Below are 24,246 nucleotides of genomic sequence, written 5' to 3'. Positions count from 1 at the left end.
GATCATATCTCCTCGTTCAAGCCCCCCGCCCGGCCTAGCCGCCACCCAGATTCTGGGCGATTCCATAAACCGATGGACCGATCAGGATGATCAGCAAGGGCGGTACGCAGAACATCATTGTGCCAAGTGTCAGTTTGGTCGGCAGTTTATTGGCTTTCTCTTCGGCGCGCAGAACGCGTTTGTCGCGCATTTCGGCGGCATAGACGCGCAGCGCATCGGCGACCGAGGTGCCGAAAGTGGCCGATTGGATCAACACGGTGACAAAGCTGTTCACGTCCTGAATATCCACCCGTTCGCCCATATCGCGCAGAACCCTGCTTTTGTCTTTCCCGGCCTTCATCTCATAGGCGACGATTTCAAATTCCTCGCACAGGGCGGGATAGGCGGCGCGCATCTCTTTCGAGACGCGGATGATCGACTGGTCAAGGGACTGGCCCGCCTCGACACAGACCAGCATCAGGTCCAGCGCATCGGGAAACCCCTGGGTGATCTCTTCGACGCGTTTCTGCACCCGTTTGGTCACCCAGTATTTCGGGGCCATATAGCCAAGGGCACCCGGTACGATCACCGACAGGGCCGATGCCTGACCCGACAGGCCCGGCGCGATCAGCACATAGATCGTGCCAAGGGCCAGCAGGCCCAGACCAAGCGCGAATTGCGCGAAATGGAAGGTTTGCACCGCCCCTTTGGAACGATACCCCGCGCGGATCAGCGTCAGGCGAACCTGGCTCAGTTCCTCCACATTCTGTGGTTCCAGAAATTGCGAGAAACGATCCAGCCGCTGGTCCTTGCCGCCGATACGCAAGGCATGACCGGCATTCTTATCTTTGAAATTCTGGCTGTCGCGCAGTTTGTCCAGCGGGTCTTTCTTGCGAAACAGGATCGCGGGCAGAGCGATGAGAACCAGCAGGAAGCCAAGGCCGCCCACCACGATCAGCGGCCCCAGATCGCCGAACAGACCGGAAATGGCCTCGTTGGCGCGGGTAAGGAGATTTTGCAGAAATTCCATGGGCCGGCCCGTCCTTAAACTTTGATATTGACCATCATGCGCATGAAAATGACGTTGATGAACAACATCACCGCCACCATGGCACAGGCCGGAATGAAATACTCGCTCTCCATCACTTCGCTGTAGTAATCGGGCTGTGCGACATTGATGCCGATCAGGCAGAGAACCGGAAAAACCGAGAGGAACATGCCTGACCATTTCGCCTCGGCGGTGATGGCCTTGACCCTTCGGAACAGTTTGAACCGCGCCCGGATCACCTCGGCCAGCCCGGCAAGAATTTCGGCCAGATTGCCACCCGATGTCTGCTGGATACCCACGGCCACGGCCATGAAGCGCAGATCCTGCAGGTCCAGACGTTCGGCCATGTTCTGGATGCTTGCCGCGATATCGCGGCCATAGGCGGCCTCATCCGCGATGATGCCCAGTTCAGAGCCAAGCGGGTCGGCGACCTCTTTTGCAACCGTATTGATGGCCGACACAAACGGGTGCCCCACACGCAGCGCGCGGACCATCAGTTCCACCGCATCGGGCAGTTGTTCCTCGATCATCGCGATGCGTTTCTTGGCCTTGGAATTGACCCAGTAGAATACGCCGCCAACCCCCATCCCGACCGAGATCAGCAGACGGATCGGCAGCGCGGCGCCGGTCAGCAATGTCAGCAACAGAAAGGCCGCCAATGTCAGCCCGATCATCACCAAGATCAATTGCTGCGGGGTGAAGGCGATATTTGCCTTTTGTGCCTTGTCGGCGATCAGCGAATAAAGCGGGATCGTGCGCGAGCGGGTATGCTGATCAAGCTCTTTGCGCAGTTTGGCCAGCACATCCTCGCGCGAGGAGCCCTTGTCGAGCATGGACAGGCGCCGGTTGACCCGGGCGCTGAGGCTGATCGACTTGCCAAAGACCATCAGATAGACGCCTTCCACCAGGAAGATCACGCCCACGAATATACCGATATAGATAAGGGGTTCGATGCTCAGTTGCATGGCCGGTTACTCCGCCGCTACGGGATCGTAGATCGACATTGGCAAATCATATCCCCATTGTTTGAACCGTTCGGAATAATGCGAACGCACGCCGCAGGCGGTGAACCGGCCGATGATCGTGCCATCGGGTTTCAGGCCCATACGCTGATAGCGAAACACCTCCTGCATCGAGATCACTTCGCCTTCCATGCCGGTCACCTCGGTGATCGAGACCATCCGGCGGGAGCCGTCCTGCAGACGTGAGGCCTGCACGATCAGGTTCACGGCCGAGGATATCTGCGCGCGCACCGCCTTGATCGGCATTTCAATGCCGGACATGGCGATCATGTTTTCCAGACGCGAACAGGCATCGCGGGCCGAGTTGGCGTGGATTGTGGTCATCGAGCCGTCATGGCCGGTATTCATGGCCTGCAGCATGTCGATCACCTCATCGCCGCGGGTTTCCCCCACGATGATCCGGTCCGGGCGCATCCTGAGCGCGTTGCGCAGGCAGTCGCGCTGTGTCACGGCGCCTTTGCCCTCGACATTGGGCGGGCGGCTTTCCATCCGGCCCACATGCACCTGCTGAAGTTGCAATTCTGCCGTATCCTCGATGGTCAGGATGCGTTCGGAATTGTCGATGAAGCTCGACAACGCGTTCAGCGTGGTGGTCTTGCCCGACCCGGTTCCGCCCGAGACAATGACGTTCAGGCGGCAGGCACAGGCGGCTTGAAGAAAGGCGGCCATTTCTTCGGAAAAGGCGCCGAATTTCACCAGGTCATCAATGCCCAGCTTTTCTTTCTTGAACTTACGGATGGAGACCAGCGATCCATCCACCGCAACCGGCGGCACCATGGCGTTGAACCGCGAGCCGTCTTTCAGGCGGGCATCCACATGGGGGTTGGATTCGTCGACCCGGCGGCCAACCGCAGAGACGATCTTGTCGATGATCCGCAAAAGATGGCGTTCATCCTTGAACCGGACATCGGTCAGAGACAGTTTCCCGTCGCGTTCCACAAACACGCGGTTCGGGCCGTTGACCAGAATATCATTGACGGTTTCGTCTTTCAGAAGCGGCTCCAGCGGGCCAAGCCCGGTCACCTCGTCGAAAAGCTCGGTCTGAAGGGTCTGACGGTCTTCGCGGTTCAGCACCACGCCCATCTCGCTCAGCTCTTCCGAGGTGATCGCGGTAATCTCGGCCTTCAGTTCCGTATCTTTGGCGTTTTCCAGGGCCGACAGGTTCAGGTTTTCAAGCAGACGGTGATGCATCTCCGTCTTGATCTCATCCAACCGCAGGCGGCGCTTTTTTTCCTTGTCGAGACTGGCAGCCTCGGCCGGGGCTTTTGCAGGCTGTTCCAGCGCCATCTGTTTGCGCTGAACCTTGCTTGCCACCTCGTCGGGCATGGCATCTGTATGTGTGGCGGCAACCACGGCATCAATCGGTTTGGCGCTTTCGGGTTTCTTGTATTTCGAGAACATCGCGTTTTCTCCTTACCCGGTGGCCACGTCTGAAAGCATCGCCTGATAAAGCCCGCTGGCCAGTTTCACGATGTCTTTGCGCAATGGGTTTTTCTTGGCCAGTTCGGCCAGTGGAATGCCGTGATCCGCAGATTGCGTGACCTGACGTGCACCATCGGTCAGTTGTGTGGTGATTTTCACGCCAAGACTGTCTGCAAGGCGTTTGACGCGCGATTTCCCGTTCAGGTCGAGGCCTTTCGGGGCGCGGTTGAGGATGAAATTCACCTTCTCAAGCGGCAGTTCTTCTGCCTGCAGGGCTTTGATAAACCGCATTGCGTTCTGGGCTGACCGCATGTCGAGTTCCAGCATTGCAAAGAAGACATCCGCACGCTGCAGAATGGTTTCGCTCCACTGAACGACGCTGGCGGGCATGTCGATCACCACAATGTCGAAGCATTCGGTGGCCAGGTTCAGCACGGCCTCCACATCTTCGGGGCTGATCATGTCCAGCGGGATGATTTCAGATGGCGCGGTGAAGACGGACAGTTTGTCGTTATACTCGACAAGGGCCTGTTTGAAGCTGTCCACATCCATGCCCTGCGCGTCTGACAGGACTTCGACAATCACCTCGCGGCGCGGCAGGTCGAGAAATGTCGAGGTCGAGCCGAATTGCAGGTCGAAATCAATCAGGCAGACCGAGGGCGGTTTCTTTTTGTCGATATTGGCCATTTCCCAGGCCAGATTTATCGCCAGAGTGGTGGCGCCGGTGCCGCCAGCCAGACCTTGCACCGCAAATATCGCCGAGCGGCCATCCATGCGCGGGGCAGGGTCAAATGCCCTGCCATCTGCGCCGGTGCCCGTCAGGGCAACCGAATGAGGTTCGCGGATACGTTTGATCGCATCATGCAGGGCGCGGTCGGGTAAGGGGTAGGGCACGAAATCATCGGCCCCGAGTTTCAGAAGCTGATGCAGACCTTGAGTGCTCAGCCCATCGGTGATCAGAATGACCCTGATGGATTTCGCCTTCGCGGCGCGGATGATCTCGCCGATCAGCCCGATATCGTCTTCATCGCTTTGATCCACGGCGATGGCGACAAATTCCAGTTCATTGGCTTCTGTCTGATCAAGGAAGCTTCTGGCTTCCTCCAGCTGCAGATCGCCCCAGCTTTCGCCTAGTTCTGCCTCCATATCGTCGATCAGGAGACCGAACTTCTGGACATCCCGAGAGATCGTGGAAGCCACGATCGGTGCAGGGTCAGATTTCAGCGCAAGTCCGCCACCCATTCCTCAATTCCCATACTGCCTGACTTCGCCAGGTTCTGCCGCCACCCGGACCGAAACAATCTGCATCGGCCAGATGGGTCAGGATCATGTCCGCGCTGCTCTGATGCGGAATCGCCCTGTACCATGATACTGTTCTGGCGGGAGAAATAGGCAATAATACGACCAAAATACCAAAACTATTGGGAAATCACCGCAGATATGATCTGCGGTGATATGCCGTTCAGGCCTATTCAGAGGCAGCGGCTTCACCGCCCCCGTCACCCCCGCCTCCGGAGCCGTCCGCATAGGTGCGATAGACAACCACCGCATAGCGGCCATCAAGGATCATCGGGTGGTCCTGCACAAAGCCGCTGACCTCGGTTACCGTCCGCCGGTTGCGGCGTTCACGTCCCTCGGTGGCGACAATGGGTTGTGTTTCGCCCAGAGAAACAAGGGCGTGGAGCCGGCTGCGTTCAATTCCCTGGCTGACCAGGTAATTCACCGCCGTGCGGGCCCGGCGCTGGCCAAGCCGCTGATTATAGGCCTGACTGCCCACCAGATCGGTATGGCCATAGACGCTGAACTGCACCTCGGGGAATTGTCTGATCCAACTGGCCTGCTGGCGTAAGGTTGCGCGTGCCGATCCGTCAAGTTGTGACGAATTAAAGGCAAAGTTGATGGTTGTCGGCACCTCTGCGGCGAAACGTTCCGCCAAGTCTTCGACATAGCTGCGCTGCCCGGTCATCACCAGAACATTGTTCATTGTCGGATTGCCAAAGGCGCCTTCGTCGATGCGGGCGCCGGCCGGCCGATCACAGGCCGTCAAAGCCAGACCTGCCAGCCCCAAAACGGCGTATTTGACATATTTCAGGGTGATGCGGGTCCGGTTCGCGGAGATCAGGATCGCCATCTGTTCACTCCATCACATAGCCGTAGGAACCGCCGAAATCCTGCTGTGCCACATCTCCGGCCGCAGTTCCGTTGGAACCTGACCCGGTTAGATGCCCGCCCAGAAACAGCTCCCGTTCTGTCGGAATGGCGACACGATCCGTTGGCAGCGCCAGGGCTTCACCGCGGGTGGGGGAGACCAGATGCGCGGTCACGATGATCACCAGCTCGGTCTGTTCACGCTGGTAATTGGTGCTGCGGAACAGCGCCCCCAGAACCGGCAGATCCCCCAGCCATGGGACCTGCCCGATACTGTCGCGGAAATCATCCTGCAACAGTCCCGCAATCGCAAAGCTTTCCCCGTCGCGCATTTCCACGGTTGTGGAGGCGGATCGGGTGTTGATTGAGGGGACATTTGTTCCAGGCTGAATCTCCCCGATGGAAGAGACCTCACTGCTGAGCACAAGGTTGATGACTGCATCATCCACAACAGTTGGCGTGAAGCTGAGATTCACGCCAAAAGGTTTGAATTCGACAGCCACACCTTCTGATGTGGAGACGGGGATAGGGTATTCGCCGCCAGCCAGGAAGGTTGCGGTCTGCCCGGACAAAGCGGTCAGGTTCGGTTCGGCCAGAGTCCGGACCATGCCATTGGTTTCCAACGCTTCCAGCAGAATGCCAAACTGGGCGCTGCCTGATCCGAAGGTGACACCAAAAACACCGTTCCGTCCGTCAATTGTGGGGTTAATGACTGTTGCGGGGAAATTTGTCGCTGCACTGCCGGTTCCGATCTGGCCATCCCCTACAGTTGCGCCAAAGCTTGCGGACAGGTTTTGCCGGACTGTGCGCGACATCTCTGCGAATCGGACCTGCAACATGACTTGCTGCGACCCGCCGACCATCATCAGGTTTGAGACACGGTCGGGGGCATATCGTTCGGCCAACTCCATGGCGCGATCAACGGCTTGCCCAGAGCTCAACGTGCCGGACAGAACGATCCCGTCATTGGCGGTGCGCACCTCGACAGGTTCACCGTTCAGGATATCCCGCAGGCGTTCGCGCAATTCGGCCACATCGGGCACAACCTGCACCTCGACATTGGCAATCAGGCTGCCATCGACGCCCAGAAGGGTCATCGTGGTGCGGCCCGGCGCCCGGCCCAGCACATAGATCGTGCGTTCCGACAGGGTCGCGATATCGGCGATGGCCGGATTGGCGACGGAAAGTTCCGCAAAGATGGCATCGCTTTCCACAACCACGGCGCGGTTCATCGGAACCCGCAGAGACGTGGATGTTGCTCCTTCAAGAACGCGAAGAGATTGTGCCTGCGTCACATCTGGTACTAGCATCAGTACAAGGGCACAGCCAAACAGGCCTGCCCGAAGAAGGGATATAATGCTCATTGTGATCCTGCCTCTCTGATCACGTTATGGGCCGATTTTTCGTACCCGATTGCGAACACCATGCCTCAATTTGGCTTTCCGTGCAATAATCATGCAGTTACAGGGTGGCGTTTATGTGATCCGGAAACCACGCAACTCAAGCGGCGGGGGAACCGAACACGGCCCCGGGAGGGAGACCGGAGGCCGTGATGAGCGGTTTTCGGATCAGTTGGTGCAGGGCACCGGCGTGACGATCACTTCGTTGCCGCGACGGTTGCGCACCGTGCAGATGCGCTGGCCTGTTTCCTGTTCGGCTTCCGCAATGCCCAGAAGCTGATCCTGATTGATCTCAATCGTTTCGCTGACCGTATCGTCATCGACACCCACAAGGGCCAGGGTCAACCGACCCGAGGCCTGCGCCTGGGCCAGGGCCGCGATCTCTTCAGGGGGGGCTTCGACGGTGATCGTCCGGGCGATGGTCGGGTTGTTGCGATCTTCATCAGATGTCTGATCGATGGCGATGATCTGGACATTCGACCGGATCAGCCGGGTGACATTCTCGCCGCGCGAATTGCCAGTCCAGTAAACATCGACCCGGTCACCGGGGCGCAGGAAGCCTGACACGCCGGATGCAACATCAACCGACAGGGCAAAGGCGCGCATGCCTGCACCCAGTTGTGAGGCAACCCCGGCATCCTGACCGGGACCTGTGACCTTGGACACGAGGATCGGTTCATCCCGCTCAACCATACGCAGAACCGTGCGCAGTTCATCGGGGCCCTCGGGGAACAGCTCTTCCATGCTGGTAAAGGCGCCAAACGGCACATGATCTGCGGGCCAGTTTACGGCGGTCACATCTTCAGGGCGCAATTGCTCCCCATAGCGCAACTGTGTGTTCACCACATAGACCTCGGTGGTTTCAATGACCGAGTTGCGCTGGCTGGCCAACGCCTGCTGGTACTGTGCAAATCTGTCCTGCGCGACGTAAACCGCAAATCCTGCCAGGGTGACGCCAACGATGAGGACAAGCCCGAAAATCAAGCGCATTTGATTGGTCCTTATTATCCATTCGCGGCGCCAGTCAAAAGATGGCGCCACGTCATTTTTCATCCGTCGTTCTGGCTCATGAATTGGGCAGAAACATGGTGGCAAGGCGGAGTATTTGGGAAAGGATTGAGGATATGCCTGCCTGCAACGCCATCTTGTCCGAGGCCCGTCACCCCGTCATCGGGCCCGGTGTCACCCGGGCCGGTCTTGTTTCAGGTCCGACTATTCGGTTGTGGTTTCGGTGGAGGTCGTATTGTCATCGAACGGATCGGTCAGCGGATCGGTGTCTGTCAGGGCTTGCCCGATATCGGTGGAGAGATCCTCCATCCCGCCGGATACAACCGAAATCACGGCCAGTCCCAGACCTACGAGGGCGGCGGTCAGAACCACCCAGTCTACGGTTACGGCACCGGATTCATCGGCCCAGAAGGATGTCATATTGGTCAGCGTCATCTGTTCGCTCCTGCATAGATGCATGATGTTGTGGGCCCGCGTCTTGCAGGCTGGCGCATTCTGCAACCGACACCTCGATGGGTGGTCTGCAACATCTCGATTTCGGCTGGGGCAGGAATGTGGCGTGGCGACGGCTGAGAGGTGCCGCTTGACGCAGTTTTAAAGCAGAAATCGTTTAATCTGTATTAAAACTCACTGCCTCTCGATCGGCAAGATACTGATTCCGAAGCCGAATTTAGATGAGCGATGGTGCAGAATAAACGATTTCTCTCTAAGTCAAATGATCAGGAGTATGGCGTCACTGCCGTGACTGAACAGATCAGGGGCGCCAGCCTGCACAGGCGGCGCCCCCAACGCTGTTTGGACCTTGATAGATACAGGGGTCAGTCGATGAAGCCGGTACGATCATGATCGCTCATCAACTGGGTTTTGATATCTTCCGACAGGCTTTCCAGCCCGGACCCGACCACATTGGTCACAGCCAGGCCAAGCCCGACCAGGGCTGCGGTCAATACAACCCAATCAACGCTGACGATTCCCGCGTCATCCATCGCAAACGATTTGGCAGCCTTCTTCAAGCCCAGCATTCAGGTTTCTCCCCATGATGGCGATAAGGGGCCTGGCTGGGCCCAAGAGCAGACAGGGGCAGAATCGTGATAAAATCGGTCGGAAATGTGTCAAAAATGCGCAGATATCGCGCATTTTTGACAAATTTTGGAAGCAATCTTTATAGATTGTTGCCGTATTTACGACAAAAAGCCGCGCCTAAAGGGGCGCGGCCTTGTTGTGTAAGGTTTCCCCGGCTTGGTTGTTCGCCAAGCTTGAGAAGTCTTATATCAACCACCGGTTTCAGGGGTCGAGCGTGATGGCCGCTGCAGCAGTACCCGTAGCGGTGTCTTCAAGCGCGGTGTTGATGTCATTGGCAACGTCGTTGATGCCGTTCGACACAACGGCCATAACGGCCAGGCCCAGACCAACGATGGCTGCGGTCAGAACAACCCAGTCAACGGTCACGGCGCCGGATTCGGATTTGGCGAAGTTTTTGATCAGTGCGGTCATTATCGTAATCTCCAGTTTCAGTTTCGGTGTCTCTATCAGTTTGCCTTGCGGGCTTTTGCCCCCTAGGGACATGAACCTTTTCCACCGGAATCGCGGCGCAAATTAGGCCTTGCTTGGATTTTTATGAGAATTGTTCGTGGTTCTTTTGCGTTCTTTTTACCCTTTCTCAGGGTGCTGATGGGGAGATATCCCTTGTTTTCATGGGGTTTTGCAAAATCCTTTGCCAGGGGGGATTCCTTTCGCCGCCGATTTCGGGCATCCTGTGAGGAAAAGAGCAGCAGGTTTTTGCCCATGCAGGTTCCCCGTTTTTTGCTGGCCGCTTTGCTGTCGGCGCTTGTTGTGCAGCCCGGCGGCGCGCAATCGGCCGATCCGCCGCCCTTCCCGGAGTTTACCTTTCGCCGGGTGACACCCCCTGCGCCCGGGCAGACCGGGCCAAGGATCAATATTCAGATCGACCCTTCGGTGACACCCGCCGCAGCCCCGGCCCCCGCAGCGCCGGATGAGCCCGCGGTTTCCGAGTCCGGCGTCGCGGATTGGTTCTGGTCTGAGATACCTGCTGATCTGGCTGGCGGGGCCGGTCGCTTTCAGGCTGCCCTTGCGCATCTGTCGCTGGCCCCGGAAACGGCGGGCCTTGGTGTGCCCCGGCTGGAGCAGTTGCGCGCCCTGTCCGGTGCCCATGGGGCGGATATCCTGCGGGAAACGGTTGGCACCTCTGTGTCGCCTGCCTTGGTTCTGGCCATTATGTCGGTGGAATCTGCCGGTGCGCCCCAGGCGGTCAGCCATGCGGGGGCGCAGGGCCTGATGCAGTTGATCCCGGCCACAGCAGATCGCTTTGGTGTTGAGGATGTCTTTGACACGGCCCAGAACATCGCGGGCGGCGTTGCCTATCTGTCCTGGCTGATGGAGGAGTTTGACCGCGACCCGGTTCTGGTTCTTGCGGCCTATAATGCGGGCGAGGGGGCGGTGCGTGATGCAGGCGGCGTGCCGGATTATGCCGAGACACGCCGCTATGTGCCCAAGGTGCTGGCCACATGGGCGGTGGCCCGGATGCTTTGCCTGACGCCGCCGGAGCTGATCTCGGATGGATGCGTGTTCGAGACGATGACCAGCGGCTGAGATAACGGGTATCGCAGCCTGCTATCCCCCCGCGACGGCTGTCAGATGATGGTGGCCTCTGTCGCGGCGCGGATATCGTCTTCGCTGACCCCCTCGGCGGTCTCAACGATCTTCAGCCCGCCGGGAACCACATCCAGCACACCCAGATTGGTGATGATCCGATCAACCACGCCCTTGCCGGTCAATGGCAGGGTGCAGGCTTTCAACAGTTTGCTGTCGCCATGTTTGTTGGTGTGGTCCATCACCACGATCACCCTGCCGACACCGGCCACCAGATCCATCGCGCCGCCCATGCCCTTCACCAGCTTGCCGGGGATCATCCAGTTGGCCAGATCGCCGTTTTCGGCCACTTCCATCGCGCCAAGGATGGCGGCGGCAATCTTGCCGCCCCGGATCATGCCGAAACTGGTGGCACTGTCGAAATAGGAGGTGCGGCGCAATTCGGTGATTGTCTGTTTGCCCGCATTGATCAGGTCCGGGTCTTCCTCCCCCTCAAACGGGAAGGGGCCCATGCCCAGCATCCCGTTTTCCGATTGCAGCGTGATGTCCTTGTCGCCCACGTAATTGGCGACCAGGGTCGGGATGCCGATCCCCAGATTGACATACATGCCGTCGTCCAGCTCTGCCGCGGCCCGTTCGGCCATTTGGTTGCGATCCCAGGCCATCAGGCATTCTCCCGCTGGCGCACGGTGCGCTGTTCAATCCGTTTCTCATGTTCACCCTGGATCAGGCGATGCACATAGATGCCGGGCAGGTGGATGCCGTCCGGGTCCAGCCCGCCCAGGGGCACGATCTCTTCCACCTCGGCCACGCAGACCTTGCCGCACATGGCGGCCGGCGGGTTGAAGTTGCGCGCGGTCTTGCGGAAGATCAGATTGCCTGTCTCATCAGCTTTCCAGGCTTTCACGATGGAGAGGTCCGCGAAGATACCCTCTTCAAGGATATAGTCCTCACCATTGAAGGATTTCACTTCCTTGCTCTCGGCAATCACCGTGCCGACACCGGTTTTGGTGTAGAAACCGGGGATACCGCAGCCGCCCGCGCGCATCCGTTCGGCCAGCGTGCCCTGCGGGTTGAATTCGAGTTCCAGCTCTCCTGACAGGTATTGCCGCATGAATTCGGCATTCTCCCCCACATAAGAGGAAAACATCTTTTTGATCTGTTTATCCGCCAGCAGGATGCCAAGGCCGAAATCATCCACACCGCAATTGTTGGACGCAACGTTCAACTCTTTGGTGCCTGCCTTGTTGATGGCATGGATCAGAAGCTCGGGGATGCCGCACAGGCCGAAACCGCCCGCTGCAATCAGCATTCCATCGAATAACAGCCCGTCCAGCGCCTCGGACGCTGAGCCGTATACCTTTTTCATGAGTGGACGCTCCCCCGCTTGAAAATCTGCCGCAAACCGGCCTTTGCGATGACACTGGTGTGTGGCGGTGACGGAGTCAATTGCGCGTGCAGCGTTGCGATAATGTGGCCGCGAAACCGGTTCAGCTTATAGCCTTTCGAGTTAACATTGCATCGCTTGTTCGCTGCCTCTCCCTTGGGCTCGAACGCGAAAAGCGATGATCATGTCTCAATGAAAACTCGAAAGGCTTTACAGCATGCTGCCTTAAACCTGAGACATCGCGCATCACAAATGTCCCGAGAACGCGAAGCGTGGCAGGGCATTTGTGATTCAAGTTTAAGGCAGGGTGCTTTAGGGGAAGCGGAACTGCTATCCGCGATGCCAGGGCCGGGTTCAGGAGGTCAGCGCGGCCTCCATCTCGGCGATCAGCGTCGTGCAATAGGCCTGAAAGCGTGGCCCCGGTTGCTGGCCTGCGATGCGCGGGGCCAAAGGATCGGGGGCGGTGATCGGGCTGTCTGACAGGGCCTCCAACACCGCATGGCCGCAGAACGGGACATGGGCGGCGGAATAGCCCCCCTCATGGACCAGTGTCAGACGCCCGTCGCAAAGGTCATCGGCGATCTCGCGGGTCATTCCGGTCATCTGCCGGAATGTATCGGACCCGGCCAGCATCCGGCTGAGCGGGTCGACGCCCGAGGCATCAAACCCGCAGGCCACGACGATGGCATCGGGCTGGAACCCCTGGACCTGCGGGATCACCAGCCGGTCCATCACCTCTATATAGGCCGCATGCCCGGCGCCGGGGGGCAGGGGCACGTTCAGGTTGAACCCTTCCCCCGCGCCTGACCCGCGATCCTCGAAATCGCCACTGTCCAGCGGATAGTTGCGTTCCTGATGGATTGAGATCGTCAGCACATCATCCCGGTCATAGAAAATCGCCTCGGTCCCGTTGCCATGATGCACGTCCCAGTCCAGCACGGCGATGCGATCCACCATGCGGGCGGCCAGAGCGGCCTCGACCGCCACGGCGATATTGGCCAGCAGGCAGAACCCGTTGGGGAAATCGGGCAGGCAATGGTGCCCCGGCGGGCGCGACAGGGCATAGGCATTATCGACCCTGCCGGTCAGCGTGGCGAAAAGCGCCTCTTTGGCAAGGCCCGCTGACAGGCAGGCAATGTCATAACCATCGGGTCCGAAAGGCGTGCGCAGGCCCAGCTCGCCGCCCCCGGCGGTCGAGGTGCTGCGGAAATTCTCCAGATAGCTGGCGGGGTGGACGCGCAGCAGGTCGTCTTCGGTGATCGCGGGCGCGCTTTGGCTGTGAAGCGTATCCAGCAGCCCGGTCACATCCAGCAGGTTCTTCAAACGCCGCTTGGTTTCGGGGTCTTCCGGCAAACCGCCGGTTGCCATCGGCTGCACCAGCCCGCCCACAGGGCTCATGAAGGCGTAATTGCCCCCGGAATGCCAGAAGCAGCGTTCATCCCAGAAAAACCCCGTCGCCATATCTGTTTACTCCGTCACCTCACGCCGCAGCCGATACACGCCTTCGGGCAGGTCAAGTGCTGCGGCCAGATCCTGAATCTGGGCCATGGACAGGGTGATTTTTTCGGTCCGGTCCGTGCGCGGGTCGAATTGTTCCAGCGTCACGCATTCCGAAAAGGCGGAGATGGTCAGGTCTTCCTGCAACGGGGCCGCGCCTTCATCCACCAGGGTGATCACGGTCGCATCGAATTCATGTTCAATTGTAAACATGACCCGAAACCTATGGGTGATCCGGAGGCTTTGCAACGGCATGAGGCGGGCTGCGCAAGGGCGACCACATTGCCGTGATCGGGCTGGACCGCAGAGAGCGCCGTGCTAATCCTTTACACAAACGGAGGATGCCGATGCGGACCTGCCTGATGATCCTTGCCCTGTTCGGGATGACGGCCTGCACTGTTGCGCCGGTACCGCAAACAGGGCCGGCGCCGGCGGCCGGGGCCGAGACGCCGCGCCTGCCTGCGGCCACGGCGGTTGCGAATTTTCACGAAGTGACGGCGCGGATCGAACCGGTGGCCGAACGGCTTTGCCGCCGGGAAACCCCGCATCAGAACTGCGATTATATGATCCGTGTGGAGCGTGACCCGCGGGCGGGTGTGAATGCATTCCAGACCGTGGACCGGCACGGGCGGCCGCAGATCATCTTTTCCCTGGGGCTGATTGCCGAGGCGCGCAATATCGACGAGCTGGCCTTTGTCATGGGGCATGAGGCGGCACATCATATCGAGGAACATATCCCCGAGCAGCTTGCCTCGGCCCGCGAGGGGGCGATTGTGTTTGGGGTTCTGGCGCAGATAAACGGGGCCGATCAGGCGGGCATCCGGCAGGCGGTGGAATTCGGGGCTGCCATAGGGGCGCAGCGGTTTTCGCAGAATCACGAGTTGGAGGCTGATGCGCTGGGCACGCTCATTGCAATTGATGCCGGGTTTGACCCGGTGCGCGGCGCGGCGTTTTTCGACCGGCTGCCTGACCCGGGCAATCAGTTTCTGGGCAGCCACCCGCCCAATGCCGCCCGTCAGGCGGTTGTCCGTGAGGCGGCTGCCCGTTTCGGGCACCCGAATTGATCTGGGTCAGGGTCGCAATCGCACCCGCACCCGCGGCACCCATCATGTATTGGGTCTGAGCCCTGAGCCTAAAGCACCCTGCCTGAAACTTGAATCACAAATACCCTGCCACGCTTCGCGTTCTCGGGACATTTGTGATGCGCGATGTCTCAGGTTTAAGGCAGCATGCTGTAATACCCCGCAATGCGTTACCGGTGAGACCAGTCTTCCGGATTTTCGGAATTTCCGGGGGACAGGCCCAGAACATCGCCTTGGACGGAACATCCCAACCCCAGAACCGTGCGATTGGCATAGGCGAAATAGGCGCTGACCTGATTGATCTCCAGAATCTCACCGTCATTCCAGCCCGCTTCGCGCAGGGCAGCAACCATGGGTTGCTGCATATCGGCGGGCGTGCGGGTCAATGCCTCGGCATAGCGCAAGGCATGTTGTTCGGCGTCTGTCAGGCCTGTCCCGGTGATCTGCCCGCCCTCAAGGGCGGCGCGTATGGTCTTGGCGCGCTCCTCGTCGTCCAACAGCCGTTTCAAACCGTTGAAATGATGCTCCACACAATAGGCGCAGCCGTTCAGCAGACTGACCCACACCCCGATGGTTTCCAGAAACCATTTCGGGATGGTGTTGGCCGAATGATGCAGGACATTTTTATAGATCGCCATATGCCCCTCCATCGTGTGGGGGCGCAGGCTGTGCATCATCATGATGTTATCGACATTATTGCCGGGGCCTTTGACGCGATCATAAAGCTGGCGCAGTTTGCCGGTGCTGGTGTCATAGGGGATGGTGTCGATCCAGGGCATAAGGTCTCCGGTTTGTGATGGCGGATAGCTGTGCATCCTATCCGGTCCGGGTCAATATCTGCTTTGGTCCGCATTCATCCTGGAGGACATACCCGGAGGGTTCAGCGCCTCCCGGTTTTGACGTGCATCACAATTGCGGCTGGAAATATATTGTGCGGCGCGATAATCGCTTGCATGGCGATTTCGACGCTGCGGGCGCAGGTCCGGCCTCATCAACATAGGTATAATATGGCAGTTTTTTCCCGGCATCCCCGCCTTTCCGGTTTTCTTGTGGCAACGCTTCTGCTTGTGGCGGTCGATGCCACGGGGCAGGCCGTCGCGCCGGAGGCCGTGCGGGCACCCACGGTAACCGTGGCAACCGCAACCCCGGCGCAGATGATCGACCGGGTGCCGGTTTCCGGCACGCTTGTGCCCCGTGAAGAGCTTCTGATCTATCCGCAGGTCAACGGATATACGATTGACGCGATGTATTTCGACATTGGCGACACGGTTTCAGAAGGGGATGTGCTGGCCCGGCTGAACAGTCAGACGCTGGAGGCGCAGGTGGCCCAGGCCGAGGCGGAACTGGCCCGGGCCGAGGCCGGTGTCAGTCAGGCGGAAAGCCAGATCGCGTCGGCGCGCGCCTCCCTGACCGAGGCCACATCTGTGCTGAGCCGGGCCGAGCAACTGCGTTCAAGCGGCACCGGCACCCAGGCAAATCTGGATCAGGCCACCGCCTCTGAACGCACGGCGCGCGCCACCCTGGCCTCGGTCACCGACGGGCTGGCCGTGGCCCAGGCCCAGCAGCAACAGGTGCAGGCACAGTTGGACATTGCACAGCTTAATCTGGATCACGCGGCGATCATGGCGCCGGTTGATGGCTTGATCTCGGCCAGAAACGGCCGTCTTGGGGCGATTGCCGCCTCGGGAGGGGAGCCGATTTTCCGGCTGATTGTCGGGAGCCGTATCGAAGTGGAGGCCGAGGTTCTGGAAACCGCGATCAGCGGGGTCGGGCAGGACAGCGATGTCACGCTTGATATCGCGGGGCTTGGGCCGGTCCAGGGCCAGGTCAGGCTGATCTCTCCGACGGTCGATCCGGTCACCCGGCTGGGCATCGTGCGGATCAGCATTCCACCCACGCAAGCGCTGCGCGCGGGGCTTTTTGCCAGCGGCTGGATCATCACCGAGCGCCGCACATCGTTGAGCGTACCGACCACCGCGGTTCTGAGTGATGCGGATGGGGCTTATGTTTTCGTGGTGGCCGATGACAGGCTTTCACGGCGCGAGATCTCCCCCGGTCTGATCTGGGAAGGGCAACGCGAAGTGCTGGACGGGCTGGCCGAGGATGAGGTTGTCGTGGCCCGCGCGGGGGCGTTCTTTTCGGATGGGGATGTTGTGACGCCGGTCTTTGTCGATGAACAAAGCGAGATCGCGGAGACCGGCGAATGAACATGTCTGTGTGGGCCATTCGCCAACCGGTCCCCTCTCTGGCGCTGTTTCTGGTTCTGATGGTTCTGGGTATGGTTGGCTTTGCCCGATTGCCGGTGACGCAATTCCCCAATATCGACATTCCGATCATCACCGTGAATGTCGGTCAGGCGGGGGCGGCTCCGTCAGAGATCACCAATCAGATCATCCGCCCTATTGAGGATGCGGTGTCGGATGTGTCCGGCGTGCGCCATGTTCAGGCCACTGCCACGGATTCAGTTGCGAATATCACCATCGAGTTCGAACTTGAGACGAATACAGACCGCGCGCTGAACGATATCAAAGACGCGGTGACAAGCGTGGAAGGGGAACTGCCCGAGGCGGCAACAGAGCCTGTGATCCAGCGTCTGGACGTGACCGGGCAGCCCATTCTGACCTATGCGGTCAGCAACCCCACGATCTCGATCGAGGCACTGTCGTATTTTGTGGATGATGTGGTGGCCCGCGATCTGCAATCCGTCGATGGTGTGGGGCAGGTGACCCGTATCGGCGGGGCAGAGCGTGAAATACGCGTGGACCTTGCCCCCGACCGCCTGCTGGCACTGGGGCTCAGCGCATCCGGGGTCAATGACCAGCTTCGCCAGTCGAATATCAATCTTGGCGGCGGGCGTGGCGATCTGGCGGGGCAGGAATACAGCATCCGCACCCTTGGCAGCGCGGAAACACTGCACCAGCTGGCCGCAACCCCGATCACCCTTCCCAGTGGCCCCACGATCCGGCTTGATCAGATTGCCACGGTCACCGATGGCGCGGCCGAGGTGCGGAATTTCGCGATGCTGGACGGGCAGCCGGTCGTGGCCTTTGGGGTGTTCCGGTCCACCGGCGCCAGCGACCTGCTGGCCGGGGATGGCGTCAAGCACCGGCTGGAAGAGATGGCGGCGGACTATCCCGATGTCACGTTTTCGCTGATTGACGATGCCACGATCTATACCGAAGGCAATTATCACAGCGCGATGGAAACGCTGTATGAAGGGGCCGCTTTGGCGATCATCGTCGTGATGCTGTTTCTGTGGAACTGGCGGGCGACGGTGATCACCGCAATTGCCCTGCCCTTGTCGATCATTCCCACATTCATCGTCATGTATGCGCTGGATTTCTCGCTGAACACGGTCAGCCTTCTGGGGATCACGCTGGTAACCGGCATTCTGGTGGATGATGCCATTGTCGAGATTGAAAACATCGTCAGGCATATTCGGATGGGCAGGCCCGCCTATGAGGCCACGGAAGAGGCCGCAAGCGAGATCGGGCTGACAGTGATCGCGATCAGCTTCACCATTGTTGCGGTGTTTGCGCCGGTCAGTTTCATGTCGGGGATTGCCGGGCAGTATTTCCGGCAATTCGGGTTGACGGTCGCGGTTGCGGTGCTGTTCTCGCTGCTGGTGGCGCGCCTGATCACGCCGATGATCGCCGCCCATTTCCTGCGTGACGGGGTCGCGCCGGAAGAGGAAGAAAGAGACGGGGTGCTGATGCGCACCTATATGCGAATCCTGCGGTGGACCTTGCATAACCGGGCCGCGACCCTTGCTCTGGGGTTTGTCATTTTCGCGGCGTCGATCTTTTCCGCAACCCTTCTGCCGACCGAGTTCATCCCCGCCGCAGATACCGGTCGCAGCAATATTTCGGTGGAACTGCCGCCCGGGGCGACTCTGGAGGAAACCCGTGTCGTCTCTCGCGGGACCACCGGACTTCTGGCGGATATCCCAGAGGTGGAAAACATCTTTGTCCATGGTGGCGAGGGCAGCATCAATACCGCGCGGATGATGGTCAATCTTGGCTCGAAAAGTGACCGTGACCGGTCCCTCTTCGAGATCGAGGATGAGATTTCAGAGCGGCTTCTGGGTGTGCCGGATGTGCGGCTGCATGTGCTCAATGACAATGGTGAACGGGATATCCAGATCAGTGTTCTTGGGGATAGTGAAGCTGCGGCAAATGCTGCTGCGATCACGCTGGCCGCGCAGATCAATGATCTGGATATGGTTGAAAACGCCTCCTCCACGGCGGCGCTCACCCGTCCGGAAATCCAGATCACGCCAAGGCCGGAACTGGCCGCGGAACGCGGTGTGACAGCGGTGGCCCTGGCCAATACGATCAGGATCGCCACGATCGGGGATACCGATGAAAACACCGCCCGGTTCAACGCCGAGGAGCGGCAGATCCCCATCGTCGTGCGTATCGCCGAAGATGTGCGGCGCGATCTGTTCCTGATGCAGGGGCAGCGGGTGCCAAGTGCCAATGGCAGTGATGTGCCTCTGGGGGTGATTGCTGATGTTGCCCTGTCAACGGGGCCCGCGATGATTGACCGCTATGACCGGCAGTATCGCACGCTGGTCGAGGCCGATCTTGCCCCCGGCGCGCTGCTTGGCCCCGCAAATGCCGCGTCGCTTTCGGTGCCCGTGGCGCTGGACATGCCCGAAGGCACGTCTATTCAAAGCGCGGGCGATGCAGAGATCATGGGCGATGTCTTCACCAGTTTCGGCCTGGCCATGGGGGCGGGCATATTACTGGTCTATGTGGTGCTGGTGTTGTTGTTCTCAAGCTTCCTGACACCGGTGACGATTCTGTTGTCGCTGCCTCTGGCCATCGGCGGGGCGATCTTTGCCCTGTATATTCTGGATTACGCCATTGGCCTGTCGGTTGTGATCGGCTTTCTGATGCTGATGGGGATCGTCACCAAAAACGCCATCATGCTGGTTGAGTTTGCGCTTCAGGGCATGGCCGAGGGGATGGACAAGAACAGTGCCATGATCGAGGCGGGCCACAAACGGGCGCGGCCGATCATCATGACCACGATTGCGATGACCGCAGGCATGGTGCCCAGTGCGCTTGCCCTGGGCGAAGGGGGTGAGTTTCGGTCGCCGATGGCCGTTGCCGTGATCGGCGGGCTGTTGCTGTCAACGCTGCTGTCCCTGCTGTTCGTGCCGTCGATGTTCAGCCTCATAAACGGTCTGCGGGTCAGATTGCGCCGGGGGCTGGTCAGCGTTCTGGGCGCGAACCAGCCCAAACCTGCAGAGTGACAGGCCCTGATTTTTCCGGGCGGCATATGCGTGTTGCCCGGTTAATGCGGTACGGGGGTGGAAAACTCCAGTTTTCCACGTGGAATTCTGCAGAATTCCGGCACGCGGGGGCTGTGGAAAACCCCACCTTGCGGCGTGTCACCTTGTGTTGCCGGTGACACGCCATAATCAGCCCAGAAACCCGCCCGATTGCCGGGCCCAGAGGCTGGCATAAAGCCCGTTCCGGGCCAGCAGATCGCCATGGGTGCCATCCTCGACCACGCGCCCTGCATCCAGCACGACAATCCGGTCCATCTGCGCAATCGTGGACAGACGGTGGGCGATGGCGATCACGGTTTTCCCTTCCATCACACCATACAAGGTTGCCTGAATGGTGGCCTCTACCTCGCTGTCAAGCGCCGAGGTCGCCTCGTCCAGGATCAGGATCGGTGCGTTTTTCAGGATCACCCTTGTGATCGCGATGCGCTGCCGCTGGCCGCCGGACAGTTTGACACCCCGTTCCCCGACCTGGGCGTTATAGCCCTCGCGCCCCTCAGGATCGCGCAGATCCTGAATGAACGCGTGGGCTTCGGCCCGTTTGGCGGCTGCGATCATCTCCTCCTCCGAGGCGCCGGGTTTGCCATAGAGAATATTGGCCCGGACCGACCGGTGCAGAAGGGAACTGTCCTGCGTCACCATCCCGATCTGACTGCGCAAACTGTTCTGGGTGACATCGGAGACCGATTGCCCGTCGATCAGAATCCGCCCGGTTTCCGCATCGCGGAAGCGCAGAAGCAGGTTCACAAGGCTGGATTTGCCCGCGCCCGAGCGCCCGATCAGACCGACCCGCTGGCCCGCCGGAATGGTCAGGTTGATCCCGTCCAGCCCGCCATGCTCCTTGCCGTAATGATGGGTCAGGTTCTCGATCCTGATCTCGGCATTGCGCACAACCAGGGGAACCGCGTCAGCCGCGTCCACCACATCCTGCGGCCTGGCGATTGACCGCAGGCCTTCGCGGATCACACCGGCATGTTCGAACAGGCGGATCGTGACCCACATGATCCAGCCGCTCATCCCGTTCAGGCGGATGGTCAGGGCCGAGGCGGCGGCGACTTCCCCCACCGAAACGATATCGCGGGTCCAGAGCCAGATGGCCGGGGCAATCACACCGACAATCAGCATGCCGTTGATCGCGTTCAGACCGAAGGCAAGTTCCGTCATCAGCCGCAGAAACCGCTGGAACCGCAACCGCAACCGGCGCATGGCCGACAGGGCATAGGTTTCCTCCCGGTCCCCGGCAGAGAACAGTTTGACCGTTTCGATATTGGCATAGGCATCCACAACCCGGCCGGTCACCAGGGAACGCGCATCGCTCCATTTTTCCGAGGCCGACGCGACGCGAACCGCAATCCGCCGCACATAGACCACATAGACAATCAGCCAGATGGTCAGCGGTATTCCCAGGCGAATGTCGATCTGGCTGAGGATCAGGATCGCGCCCAGCACATAGGTGGTGGAAAACCAGATCCCTTCAAACGCCATATAGACACTGTCTTCCACCGCCGGGCCCATCTGCATGACCCGGTTGCTCAACCGGCCGGCAAAATCGTTCTGGAAGAACCCCAGTGACTGCCCCAACAGGTGTTTATGGGCGCGCCAGCGGGTCTGCTCCTGCATGTTCGAGGCCAGGGTCTGTTCCAGAAAGAAATGGTTGAAGGTGATCAGAAGCGGCCGCAGGAACAGGATGAACAGCGCGGCAAGGCTGACCTCCAGCTTATGGGCCTGCCAGAAGGCCAACGGCCCAGCCGTGTTCATCAGGTCGATCAGACGACCGGAATAGAAGATCAGCGCACTTTCCATGATCGCCACCAGAAACCCGGCAAGCGCCATCCAGGGCAGCCAGCGGCGGAACGGTGCAAGCTGGGTGCGGTAATAGGCCCAAAGCGTTCCCGGCGGTGTATCACCGGGCACATGGGCAAACGGGTTTATGAGATCTTCGAACTTGCGATACATGATGCCCTCCATAGGGCGCGGGATGAGATTGTGATGACGAGGGGGTGGAACAAGCCACCCTTTCAGGACCGGCTTGTTCAGCTCTGGCGTGGGGTCCTGGAAAACATCATCAAAATCTCTCCATCATGAGTCGTTCGGCACTCATACAGAATTCTGAACGCGCTGTCAGGCCTTCATTTGAAATGATTTGCACACCGGGTCTCCCATGCCCCGGATCGGCGGCAAACCGCTTTAACGTCCTGCCCGTCCTGCCGGCGGAGTGTTTGATTTCGTTTGTGCCTATCAATTAGGCAGATGGCCCAAGCTCTGGGCCTGACCGGCATGCGGGCGGGATTTGATCGCGCTTCGCCCAAAGCGGGCTTGGCAAAACCCGCAACCCGTTCCACGGGGCATGCATGAGCGACCGTCTCAACATCGTTGTGGTTGAACAGAATCGGGATCGGGCGATCCAGATCGTGGATGCGCTGAACGAGACCGGGGATTATGATGTCTTTGTCATCGGCGATGTCTCGGGGCTTGGCCGTCAGATTGCGGCGCGCCTGCCCGATATCGTTCTGATCGACATCGAAAACCCGTCCCGTGACATGCTGGAGGAACTGACCCTGGCCTCGGGCCCGCTGGACCGGCCGGTGGCGATGTTCGTCTCCGGCGCGGCGGGCGGGCTGGCGAAAGCTGCGGTGGAGGCCGGGGTGTCGGCCTATGTGGTGGATGGGTTGCGCCCTGACCGGTTGCAGCCGGTGCTGGCCGCAGCCACCGCCCGGTTTCAGATGTTCCGCCAGATCCGGATCGAGCTGGAAGAAACCCGGCGCGCCCTGGAAGACCGCAAACTGATCGACCGCGCCAAGGGTCTGGTGATGAAAGCCAGAGGTGTGACCGAGGATGAAGCCTATGCGCTGCTGCGCAAGACGGCGATGGATCAGGGGCGGCGGGTGGCCGATGTGGCCGAGGCGCTGGTAACGGCCCAGGGGCTGTTGTCATGAAAACGGTCACGGTTTCCGCCGCCTATATCCCGCTGGTCGATGCCGCGCCGATGATTGTGGCCGAAGAGATGGGCTTTGCCGAGGCCGAAGGGCTGTCGCTTGATCTGGTGCGCGCGCCCTCCTGGTCGTCGGTGCGCGATATGCTGGCCTTTGGCCGGGTCGATGCGGCGCATCTGCTGTCCCCGATCCCGGTGGCGATGGCGCTTGGCCTTGGCAGTGTCAGAACGCCGATTTCCGCGGTATCGGTTCTGTCTGTGAACGGCAATGTGATCGGGGTCAGCCAGGCTTTGGCCGATCGGCTGCGCGCGGGCGGGTTCCGGTTTGGCTTTGACGATGCAAAGGCGGCGGGCGCGGCGCTGCTGTCGGTTCTCGACGGGCCCTTGCGATTTGGGGTGCCGTTCCCGTTTTCGATGCATCATGAATTGTTGCGCTACTGGTTCGAGGGGGTCGGGCTGCAACCCGATCAGGCCGAGATCCGCACCATTCCGCCCCCGCTGATGGCGGGCGCCCTGGGCGCCGGAGAGGTGGAGGCGTTTTGCGTGGGCGAGCCCTGGGGGTCCATCGCGGTGGAACGGGGCCTGGGCGAATTGCTGCTGCCGGGCGCGGCAATCTGGAAATTCGCGCCGGAAAAGGTGCTGGCCGTGCGCACCGACTGGGCAGAGACCGAGCCGAACCTGCTGGGCCGGATCATGCGCGCCGTATGGAAAGCGGGCCGCTGGCTGTCACGCCCGGAAAGCGCGACGGCGGCGGCCGAGATTCTGTCGCGCCCGCAATATCTTGATATCCCGGCCGAGGTCATTGATCGCAGCCTGTCGGGGCATCTGACGATCTCGCCCCGGGGGGAACAGCGCCATGTGCCGCAGTTTCTGGAGTTCCATAACGGCGCGGCCAGTTTCCCGTGGCGCAGCCAGTCGGCCTGGATCGCGCAGCGCATTGCCGCCCGTGCGGGGCTGGATATGGCTGCCGCCGATCAGGCCGCGCGCGGAGTCTTTCGCAGTGATATCTATCGCGCGCAACTGGCCATTTCCCGGGCGGTGATGCCCGGTGCGTCCAGCAAGCTTGAAGGGTCGATTCGCCAGCCAACCCCGGTTGCGTCGGATCAGGGGCGTCTGTTCCTGCAACCCGATATGTTTTTTGATGGCCGCATTTTTGACCCCGGCCCGGATTGATGCCTAAAAATTCGGCAGTGCCGCGCGGGCATTGCGGCGATGCAGCGCTGTCTGCGCCGGTTTTCTGCCGTCATGCTTGATCGTTGCAATGCGGGCGGGCAATGCTGTCGATGTCGGAGGCAAAGGTGTCTCCACTGCGACATTTCCCAATATCGGGAAGACCGAGCAAAGCCGCTCGACCCTTCGTGAAAACACGAAGTGCGTCAGCGGCTTTTTTGTTTTTCCGGTCTTTCATCCCCTTA

General features: G+C 60.1%; 23 protein-coding genes. 6 read left to right on the top strand and 17 right to left on the bottom strand.

What is annotated here, in order from left to right; all coding sequences use genetic code 11:
- Positions 1 to 34 precede the first annotated feature (34 nt).
- The 11 genes from E2K80_RS11025 to E2K80_RS10975 all read right to left on the bottom strand — a co-directional run bounded on the left by E2K80_RS11025 (position 35) and on the right by E2K80_RS10975 (position 9,814).
- Entirely contained in the window at positions 35 to 1,009 is a 975-nt protein-coding gene (locus tag E2K80_RS11025; RefSeq protein WP_135375053.1) for a type II secretion system F family protein, read from the bottom strand.
- Between the two features lie 14 nt (positions 1,010 to 1,023).
- A complete protein-coding gene (locus tag E2K80_RS11020; RefSeq protein ID WP_210405370.1) occupies positions 1,024 to 1,992 on the bottom strand; it encodes a type II secretion system F family protein in 969 nt (322 codons plus the stop codon).
- A gap of 6 nt (positions 1,993 to 1,998) precedes the next feature.
- Positions 1,999 to 3,450, bottom strand: a complete 1,452-nt coding sequence (locus E2K80_RS11015; protein ID WP_135375052.1) for a CpaF family protein — start codon at positions 3,448 to 3,450, stop codon at positions 1,999 to 2,001.
- A 12-nt stretch (positions 3,451 to 3,462) separates the two neighbouring features.
- Positions 3,463 to 4,713, bottom strand: a complete 1,251-nt coding sequence (locus tag E2K80_RS11010) for an AAA family ATPase (protein WP_135375051.1) — start codon at positions 4,711 to 4,713, stop codon at positions 3,463 to 3,465.
- Between the two features lie 226 nt (positions 4,714 to 4,939).
- The gene (locus E2K80_RS11005) at positions 4,940 to 5,602 is read right to left on the bottom strand and encodes an OmpA family protein (protein ID WP_135375050.1); all 663 of its coding nucleotides are present in this window, start codon (positions 5,600 to 5,602) and stop codon (positions 4,940 to 4,942) included.
- Between the two features lie 4 nt (positions 5,603 to 5,606).
- A complete protein-coding gene (locus tag E2K80_RS11000) occupies positions 5,607 to 6,983 on the bottom strand; it encodes a type II and III secretion system protein family protein (RefSeq protein ID WP_135375049.1) in 1,377 nt (458 codons plus the stop codon).
- A 204-nt stretch (positions 6,984 to 7,187) separates the two neighbouring features.
- Entirely contained in the window at positions 7,188 to 8,009 is an 822-nt protein-coding gene (cpaB, locus tag E2K80_RS10995; RefSeq protein ID WP_135375048.1) for a Flp pilus assembly protein CpaB, read from the bottom strand.
- A 222-nt stretch (positions 8,010 to 8,231) separates the two neighbouring features.
- Positions 8,232 to 8,462, bottom strand: a complete 231-nt coding sequence (locus tag E2K80_RS10990) for a Flp family type IVb pilin (protein WP_135375047.1) — start codon at positions 8,460 to 8,462, stop codon at positions 8,232 to 8,234.
- A gap of 383 nt (positions 8,463 to 8,845) precedes the next feature.
- The gene (locus E2K80_RS10985; RefSeq protein ID WP_338014542.1) at positions 8,846 to 9,013 is read right to left on the bottom strand and encodes a hypothetical protein; all 168 of its coding nucleotides are present in this window, start codon (positions 9,011 to 9,013) and stop codon (positions 8,846 to 8,848) included.
- Positions 9,014 to 9,311: 298 nt separating this feature from the next.
- Positions 9,312 to 9,521 carry a hypothetical protein gene (locus tag E2K80_RS10980; protein ID WP_135375045.1) on the bottom strand — a complete coding sequence of 70 codons (210 nt, stop codon included), beginning with the start codon at positions 9,519 to 9,521 and terminating at the stop codon, positions 9,312 to 9,314.
- Between the two features lie 62 nt (positions 9,522 to 9,583).
- Positions 9,584 to 9,814, bottom strand: a complete 231-nt coding sequence (locus E2K80_RS10975; protein ID WP_135375044.1) for a hypothetical protein — start codon at positions 9,812 to 9,814, stop codon at positions 9,584 to 9,586.
- On the opposite strand from E2K80_RS10975, the gene E2K80_RS10970 reads away from it, so the two are divergent.
- Positions 9,813 to 10,637 (top strand): lytic transglycosylase domain-containing protein, encoded by an 825-nt coding sequence (locus tag E2K80_RS10970; protein ID WP_135375043.1) that lies wholly within the window; start codon positions 9,813 to 9,815, stop codon positions 10,635 to 10,637. The two genes, E2K80_RS10975 and E2K80_RS10970, sit on opposite strands and share 2 nt — an antisense overlap.
- Before the next feature lie 41 nt (positions 10,638 to 10,678).
- Here the strand turns inward: E2K80_RS10970 and E2K80_RS10965 are convergent, their stop codons facing one another.
- The 4 genes from E2K80_RS10965 to E2K80_RS10950 form a co-directional block, all read right to left on the bottom strand.
- On the bottom strand, positions 10,679 to 11,302 hold the full coding sequence (locus tag E2K80_RS10965; RefSeq protein ID WP_135375042.1) for a 3-oxoacid CoA-transferase subunit B: 624 nt from the start codon (positions 11,300 to 11,302) through the stop codon (positions 10,679 to 10,681).
- Entirely contained in the window at positions 11,302 to 12,006 is a 705-nt protein-coding gene (locus E2K80_RS10960; RefSeq protein WP_135375041.1) for a CoA transferase subunit A, read from the bottom strand. Before E2K80_RS10960 ends, E2K80_RS10965 begins: the two co-directional genes overlap by 1 nt.
- 372 nt (positions 12,007 to 12,378) lie before the next feature.
- Positions 12,379 to 13,485 (bottom strand): class II histone deacetylase, encoded by a 1,107-nt coding sequence (locus E2K80_RS10955; protein ID WP_135375040.1) that lies wholly within the window; start codon positions 13,483 to 13,485, stop codon positions 12,379 to 12,381.
- A 6-nt stretch (positions 13,486 to 13,491) separates the two neighbouring features.
- Positions 13,492 to 13,734, bottom strand: coding sequence for a hypothetical protein (locus E2K80_RS10950; RefSeq protein ID WP_135375039.1), 243 nt, complete (start codon positions 13,732 to 13,734; stop codon positions 13,492 to 13,494).
- A 149-nt stretch (positions 13,735 to 13,883) separates the two neighbouring features.
- On the opposite strand from E2K80_RS10950, the gene E2K80_RS10945 reads away from it, so the two are divergent.
- Positions 13,884 to 14,585 (top strand): M48 family metallopeptidase, encoded by a 702-nt coding sequence (locus E2K80_RS10945; RefSeq protein ID WP_238475499.1) that lies wholly within the window; start codon positions 13,884 to 13,886, stop codon positions 14,583 to 14,585.
- 188 nt (positions 14,586 to 14,773) lie between these two features.
- Here E2K80_RS10945 and E2K80_RS10940 read toward each other — a convergent pair whose 3' ends face one another.
- The gene (locus E2K80_RS10940) at positions 14,774 to 15,382 is read right to left on the bottom strand and encodes a carboxymuconolactone decarboxylase family protein (protein ID WP_135375037.1); all 609 of its coding nucleotides are present in this window, start codon (positions 15,380 to 15,382) and stop codon (positions 14,774 to 14,776) included.
- Positions 15,383 to 15,610: 228 nt separating this feature from the next.
- On the opposite strand from E2K80_RS10940, the gene E2K80_RS10935 reads away from it, so the two are divergent.
- Entirely contained in the window at positions 15,611 to 16,810 is a 1,200-nt protein-coding gene (locus tag E2K80_RS10935) for an efflux RND transporter periplasmic adaptor subunit (RefSeq protein ID WP_210405369.1), read from the top strand.
- Complete coding sequence (locus E2K80_RS10930) at positions 16,807 to 19,863, top strand: efflux RND transporter permease subunit (RefSeq protein ID WP_135375036.1); 3,057 nt, start codon at positions 16,807 to 16,809, stop codon at positions 19,861 to 19,863. Before E2K80_RS10935 ends, E2K80_RS10930 begins: the two co-directional genes overlap by 4 nt.
- A 168-nt stretch (positions 19,864 to 20,031) precedes the next feature.
- Here E2K80_RS10930 and E2K80_RS10925 read toward each other — a convergent pair whose 3' ends face one another.
- Positions 20,032 to 21,855: an ABC transporter ATP-binding protein gene (locus tag E2K80_RS10925; protein ID WP_135375035.1), complete on the bottom strand. Its 1,824-nt coding sequence runs from the start codon at positions 21,853 to 21,855 to the stop codon at positions 20,032 to 20,034.
- Positions 21,856 to 22,250: 395 nt separating this feature from the next.
- Between E2K80_RS10925 and E2K80_RS10920 the strand changes: the two genes are divergently transcribed.
- Positions 22,251 to 22,835: an ANTAR domain-containing response regulator gene (locus tag E2K80_RS10920; protein WP_135375034.1), complete on the top strand. Its 585-nt coding sequence runs from the start codon at positions 22,251 to 22,253 to the stop codon at positions 22,833 to 22,835.
- Positions 22,832 to 24,004, top strand: a complete 1,173-nt coding sequence (locus E2K80_RS10915; RefSeq protein WP_135375033.1) for an ABC transporter substrate-binding protein — start codon at positions 22,832 to 22,834, stop codon at positions 24,002 to 24,004. The genes E2K80_RS10920 and E2K80_RS10915 overlap by 4 nt, the downstream gene beginning before the upstream one ends.
- Positions 24,005 to 24,246: the final 242 nt, after the last annotated feature.

It is taken from the genome of Rhodophyticola sp. CCM32, from assembly GCF_004751985.1.
In the GTDB taxonomy this organism is placed as follows: domain Bacteria; phylum Pseudomonadota; class Alphaproteobacteria; order Rhodobacterales; family Rhodobacteraceae; genus Rhodophyticola.
Note: the sequence above shows the minus strand (reverse complement) of the source record. Positions and strands in the feature narration are given on the sequence as shown.

What these genes read in the sequence shown, in the direction of transcription:
- E2K80_RS11025 (WP_135375053.1), bottom strand. Translation starts at nt 1,009, where the DNA reads ATGGAATTTCTGCAAAATCTCCTTACCCGCGCCAACGAGGCCATTTCC.
- E2K80_RS11020 (WP_210405370.1), bottom strand. Translation starts at nt 1,992, where the DNA reads ATGCAACTGAGCATCGAACCCCTTATCTATATCGGTATATTCGTGGGC.
- E2K80_RS11015 (WP_135375052.1), bottom strand. Translation starts at nt 3,450, where the DNA reads ATGTTCTCGAAATACAAGAAACCCGAAAGCGCCAAACCGATTGATGCC.
- E2K80_RS11010 (WP_135375051.1), bottom strand. Translation starts at nt 4,713, where the DNA reads ATGGGTGGCGGACTTGCGCTGAAATCTGACCCTGCACCGATCGTGGCT.
- E2K80_RS11005 (WP_135375050.1), bottom strand. Translation starts at nt 5,602, where the DNA reads ATGGCGATCCTGATCTCCGCGAACCGGACCCGCATCACCCTGAAATAT.
- E2K80_RS11000 (WP_135375049.1), bottom strand. Translation starts at nt 6,983, where the DNA reads ATGAGCATTATATCCCTTCTTCGGGCAGGCCTGTTTGGCTGTGCCCTT.
- cpaB (WP_135375048.1), bottom strand. Translation starts at nt 8,009, where the DNA reads ATGCGCTTGATTTTCGGGCTTGTCCTCATCGTTGGCGTCACCCTGGCA.
- E2K80_RS10990 (WP_135375047.1), bottom strand. Translation starts at nt 8,462, where the DNA reads ATGACGCTGACCAATATGACATCCTTCTGGGCCGATGAATCCGGTGCC.
- E2K80_RS10985 (WP_338014542.1), bottom strand. Translation starts at nt 9,013, where the DNA reads ATGGATGACGCGGGAATCGTCAGCGTTGATTGGGTTGTATTGACCGCA.
- E2K80_RS10980 (WP_135375045.1), bottom strand. Translation starts at nt 9,521, where the DNA reads ATGACCGCACTGATCAAAAACTTCGCCAAATCCGAATCCGGCGCCGTG.
- E2K80_RS10970 (WP_135375043.1), top strand. Translation starts at nt 9,813, where the DNA reads ATGCAGGTTCCCCGTTTTTTGCTGGCCGCTTTGCTGTCGGCGCTTGTT.
- E2K80_RS10975 (WP_135375044.1), bottom strand. Translation starts at nt 9,814, where the DNA reads ATGGGCAAAAACCTGCTGCTCTTTTCCTCACAGGATGCCCGAAATCGG.
- E2K80_RS10965 (WP_135375042.1), bottom strand. Translation starts at nt 11,302, where the DNA reads ATGGCCTGGGATCGCAACCAAATGGCCGAACGGGCCGCGGCAGAGCTG.
- E2K80_RS10960 (WP_135375041.1), bottom strand. Translation starts at nt 12,006, where the DNA reads ATGAAAAAGGTATACGGCTCAGCGTCCGAGGCGCTGGACGGGCTGTTA.
- E2K80_RS10955 (WP_135375040.1), bottom strand. Translation starts at nt 13,485, where the DNA reads ATGGCGACGGGGTTTTTCTGGGATGAACGCTGCTTCTGGCATTCCGGG.
- E2K80_RS10950 (WP_135375039.1), bottom strand. Translation starts at nt 13,734, where the DNA reads ATGTTTACAATTGAACATGAATTCGATGCGACCGTGATCACCCTGGTG.
- E2K80_RS10945 (WP_238475499.1), top strand. Translation starts at nt 13,884, where the DNA reads ATGATCCTTGCCCTGTTCGGGATGACGGCCTGCACTGTTGCGCCGGTA.
- E2K80_RS10940 (WP_135375037.1), bottom strand. Translation starts at nt 15,382, where the DNA reads ATGCCCTGGATCGACACCATCCCCTATGACACCAGCACCGGCAAACTG.
- E2K80_RS10935 (WP_210405369.1), top strand. Translation starts at nt 15,611, where the DNA reads ATGGCAGTTTTTTCCCGGCATCCCCGCCTTTCCGGTTTTCTTGTGGCA.
- E2K80_RS10930 (WP_135375036.1), top strand. Translation starts at nt 16,807, where the DNA reads ATGAACATGTCTGTGTGGGCCATTCGCCAACCGGTCCCCTCTCTGGCG.
- E2K80_RS10925 (WP_135375035.1), bottom strand. Translation starts at nt 21,855, where the DNA reads ATGTATCGCAAGTTCGAAGATCTCATAAACCCGTTTGCCCATGTGCCC.
- E2K80_RS10920 (WP_135375034.1), top strand. Translation starts at nt 22,251, where the DNA reads ATGAGCGACCGTCTCAACATCGTTGTGGTTGAACAGAATCGGGATCGG.
- E2K80_RS10915 (WP_135375033.1), top strand. Translation starts at nt 22,832, where the DNA reads ATGAAAACGGTCACGGTTTCCGCCGCCTATATCCCGCTGGTCGATGCC.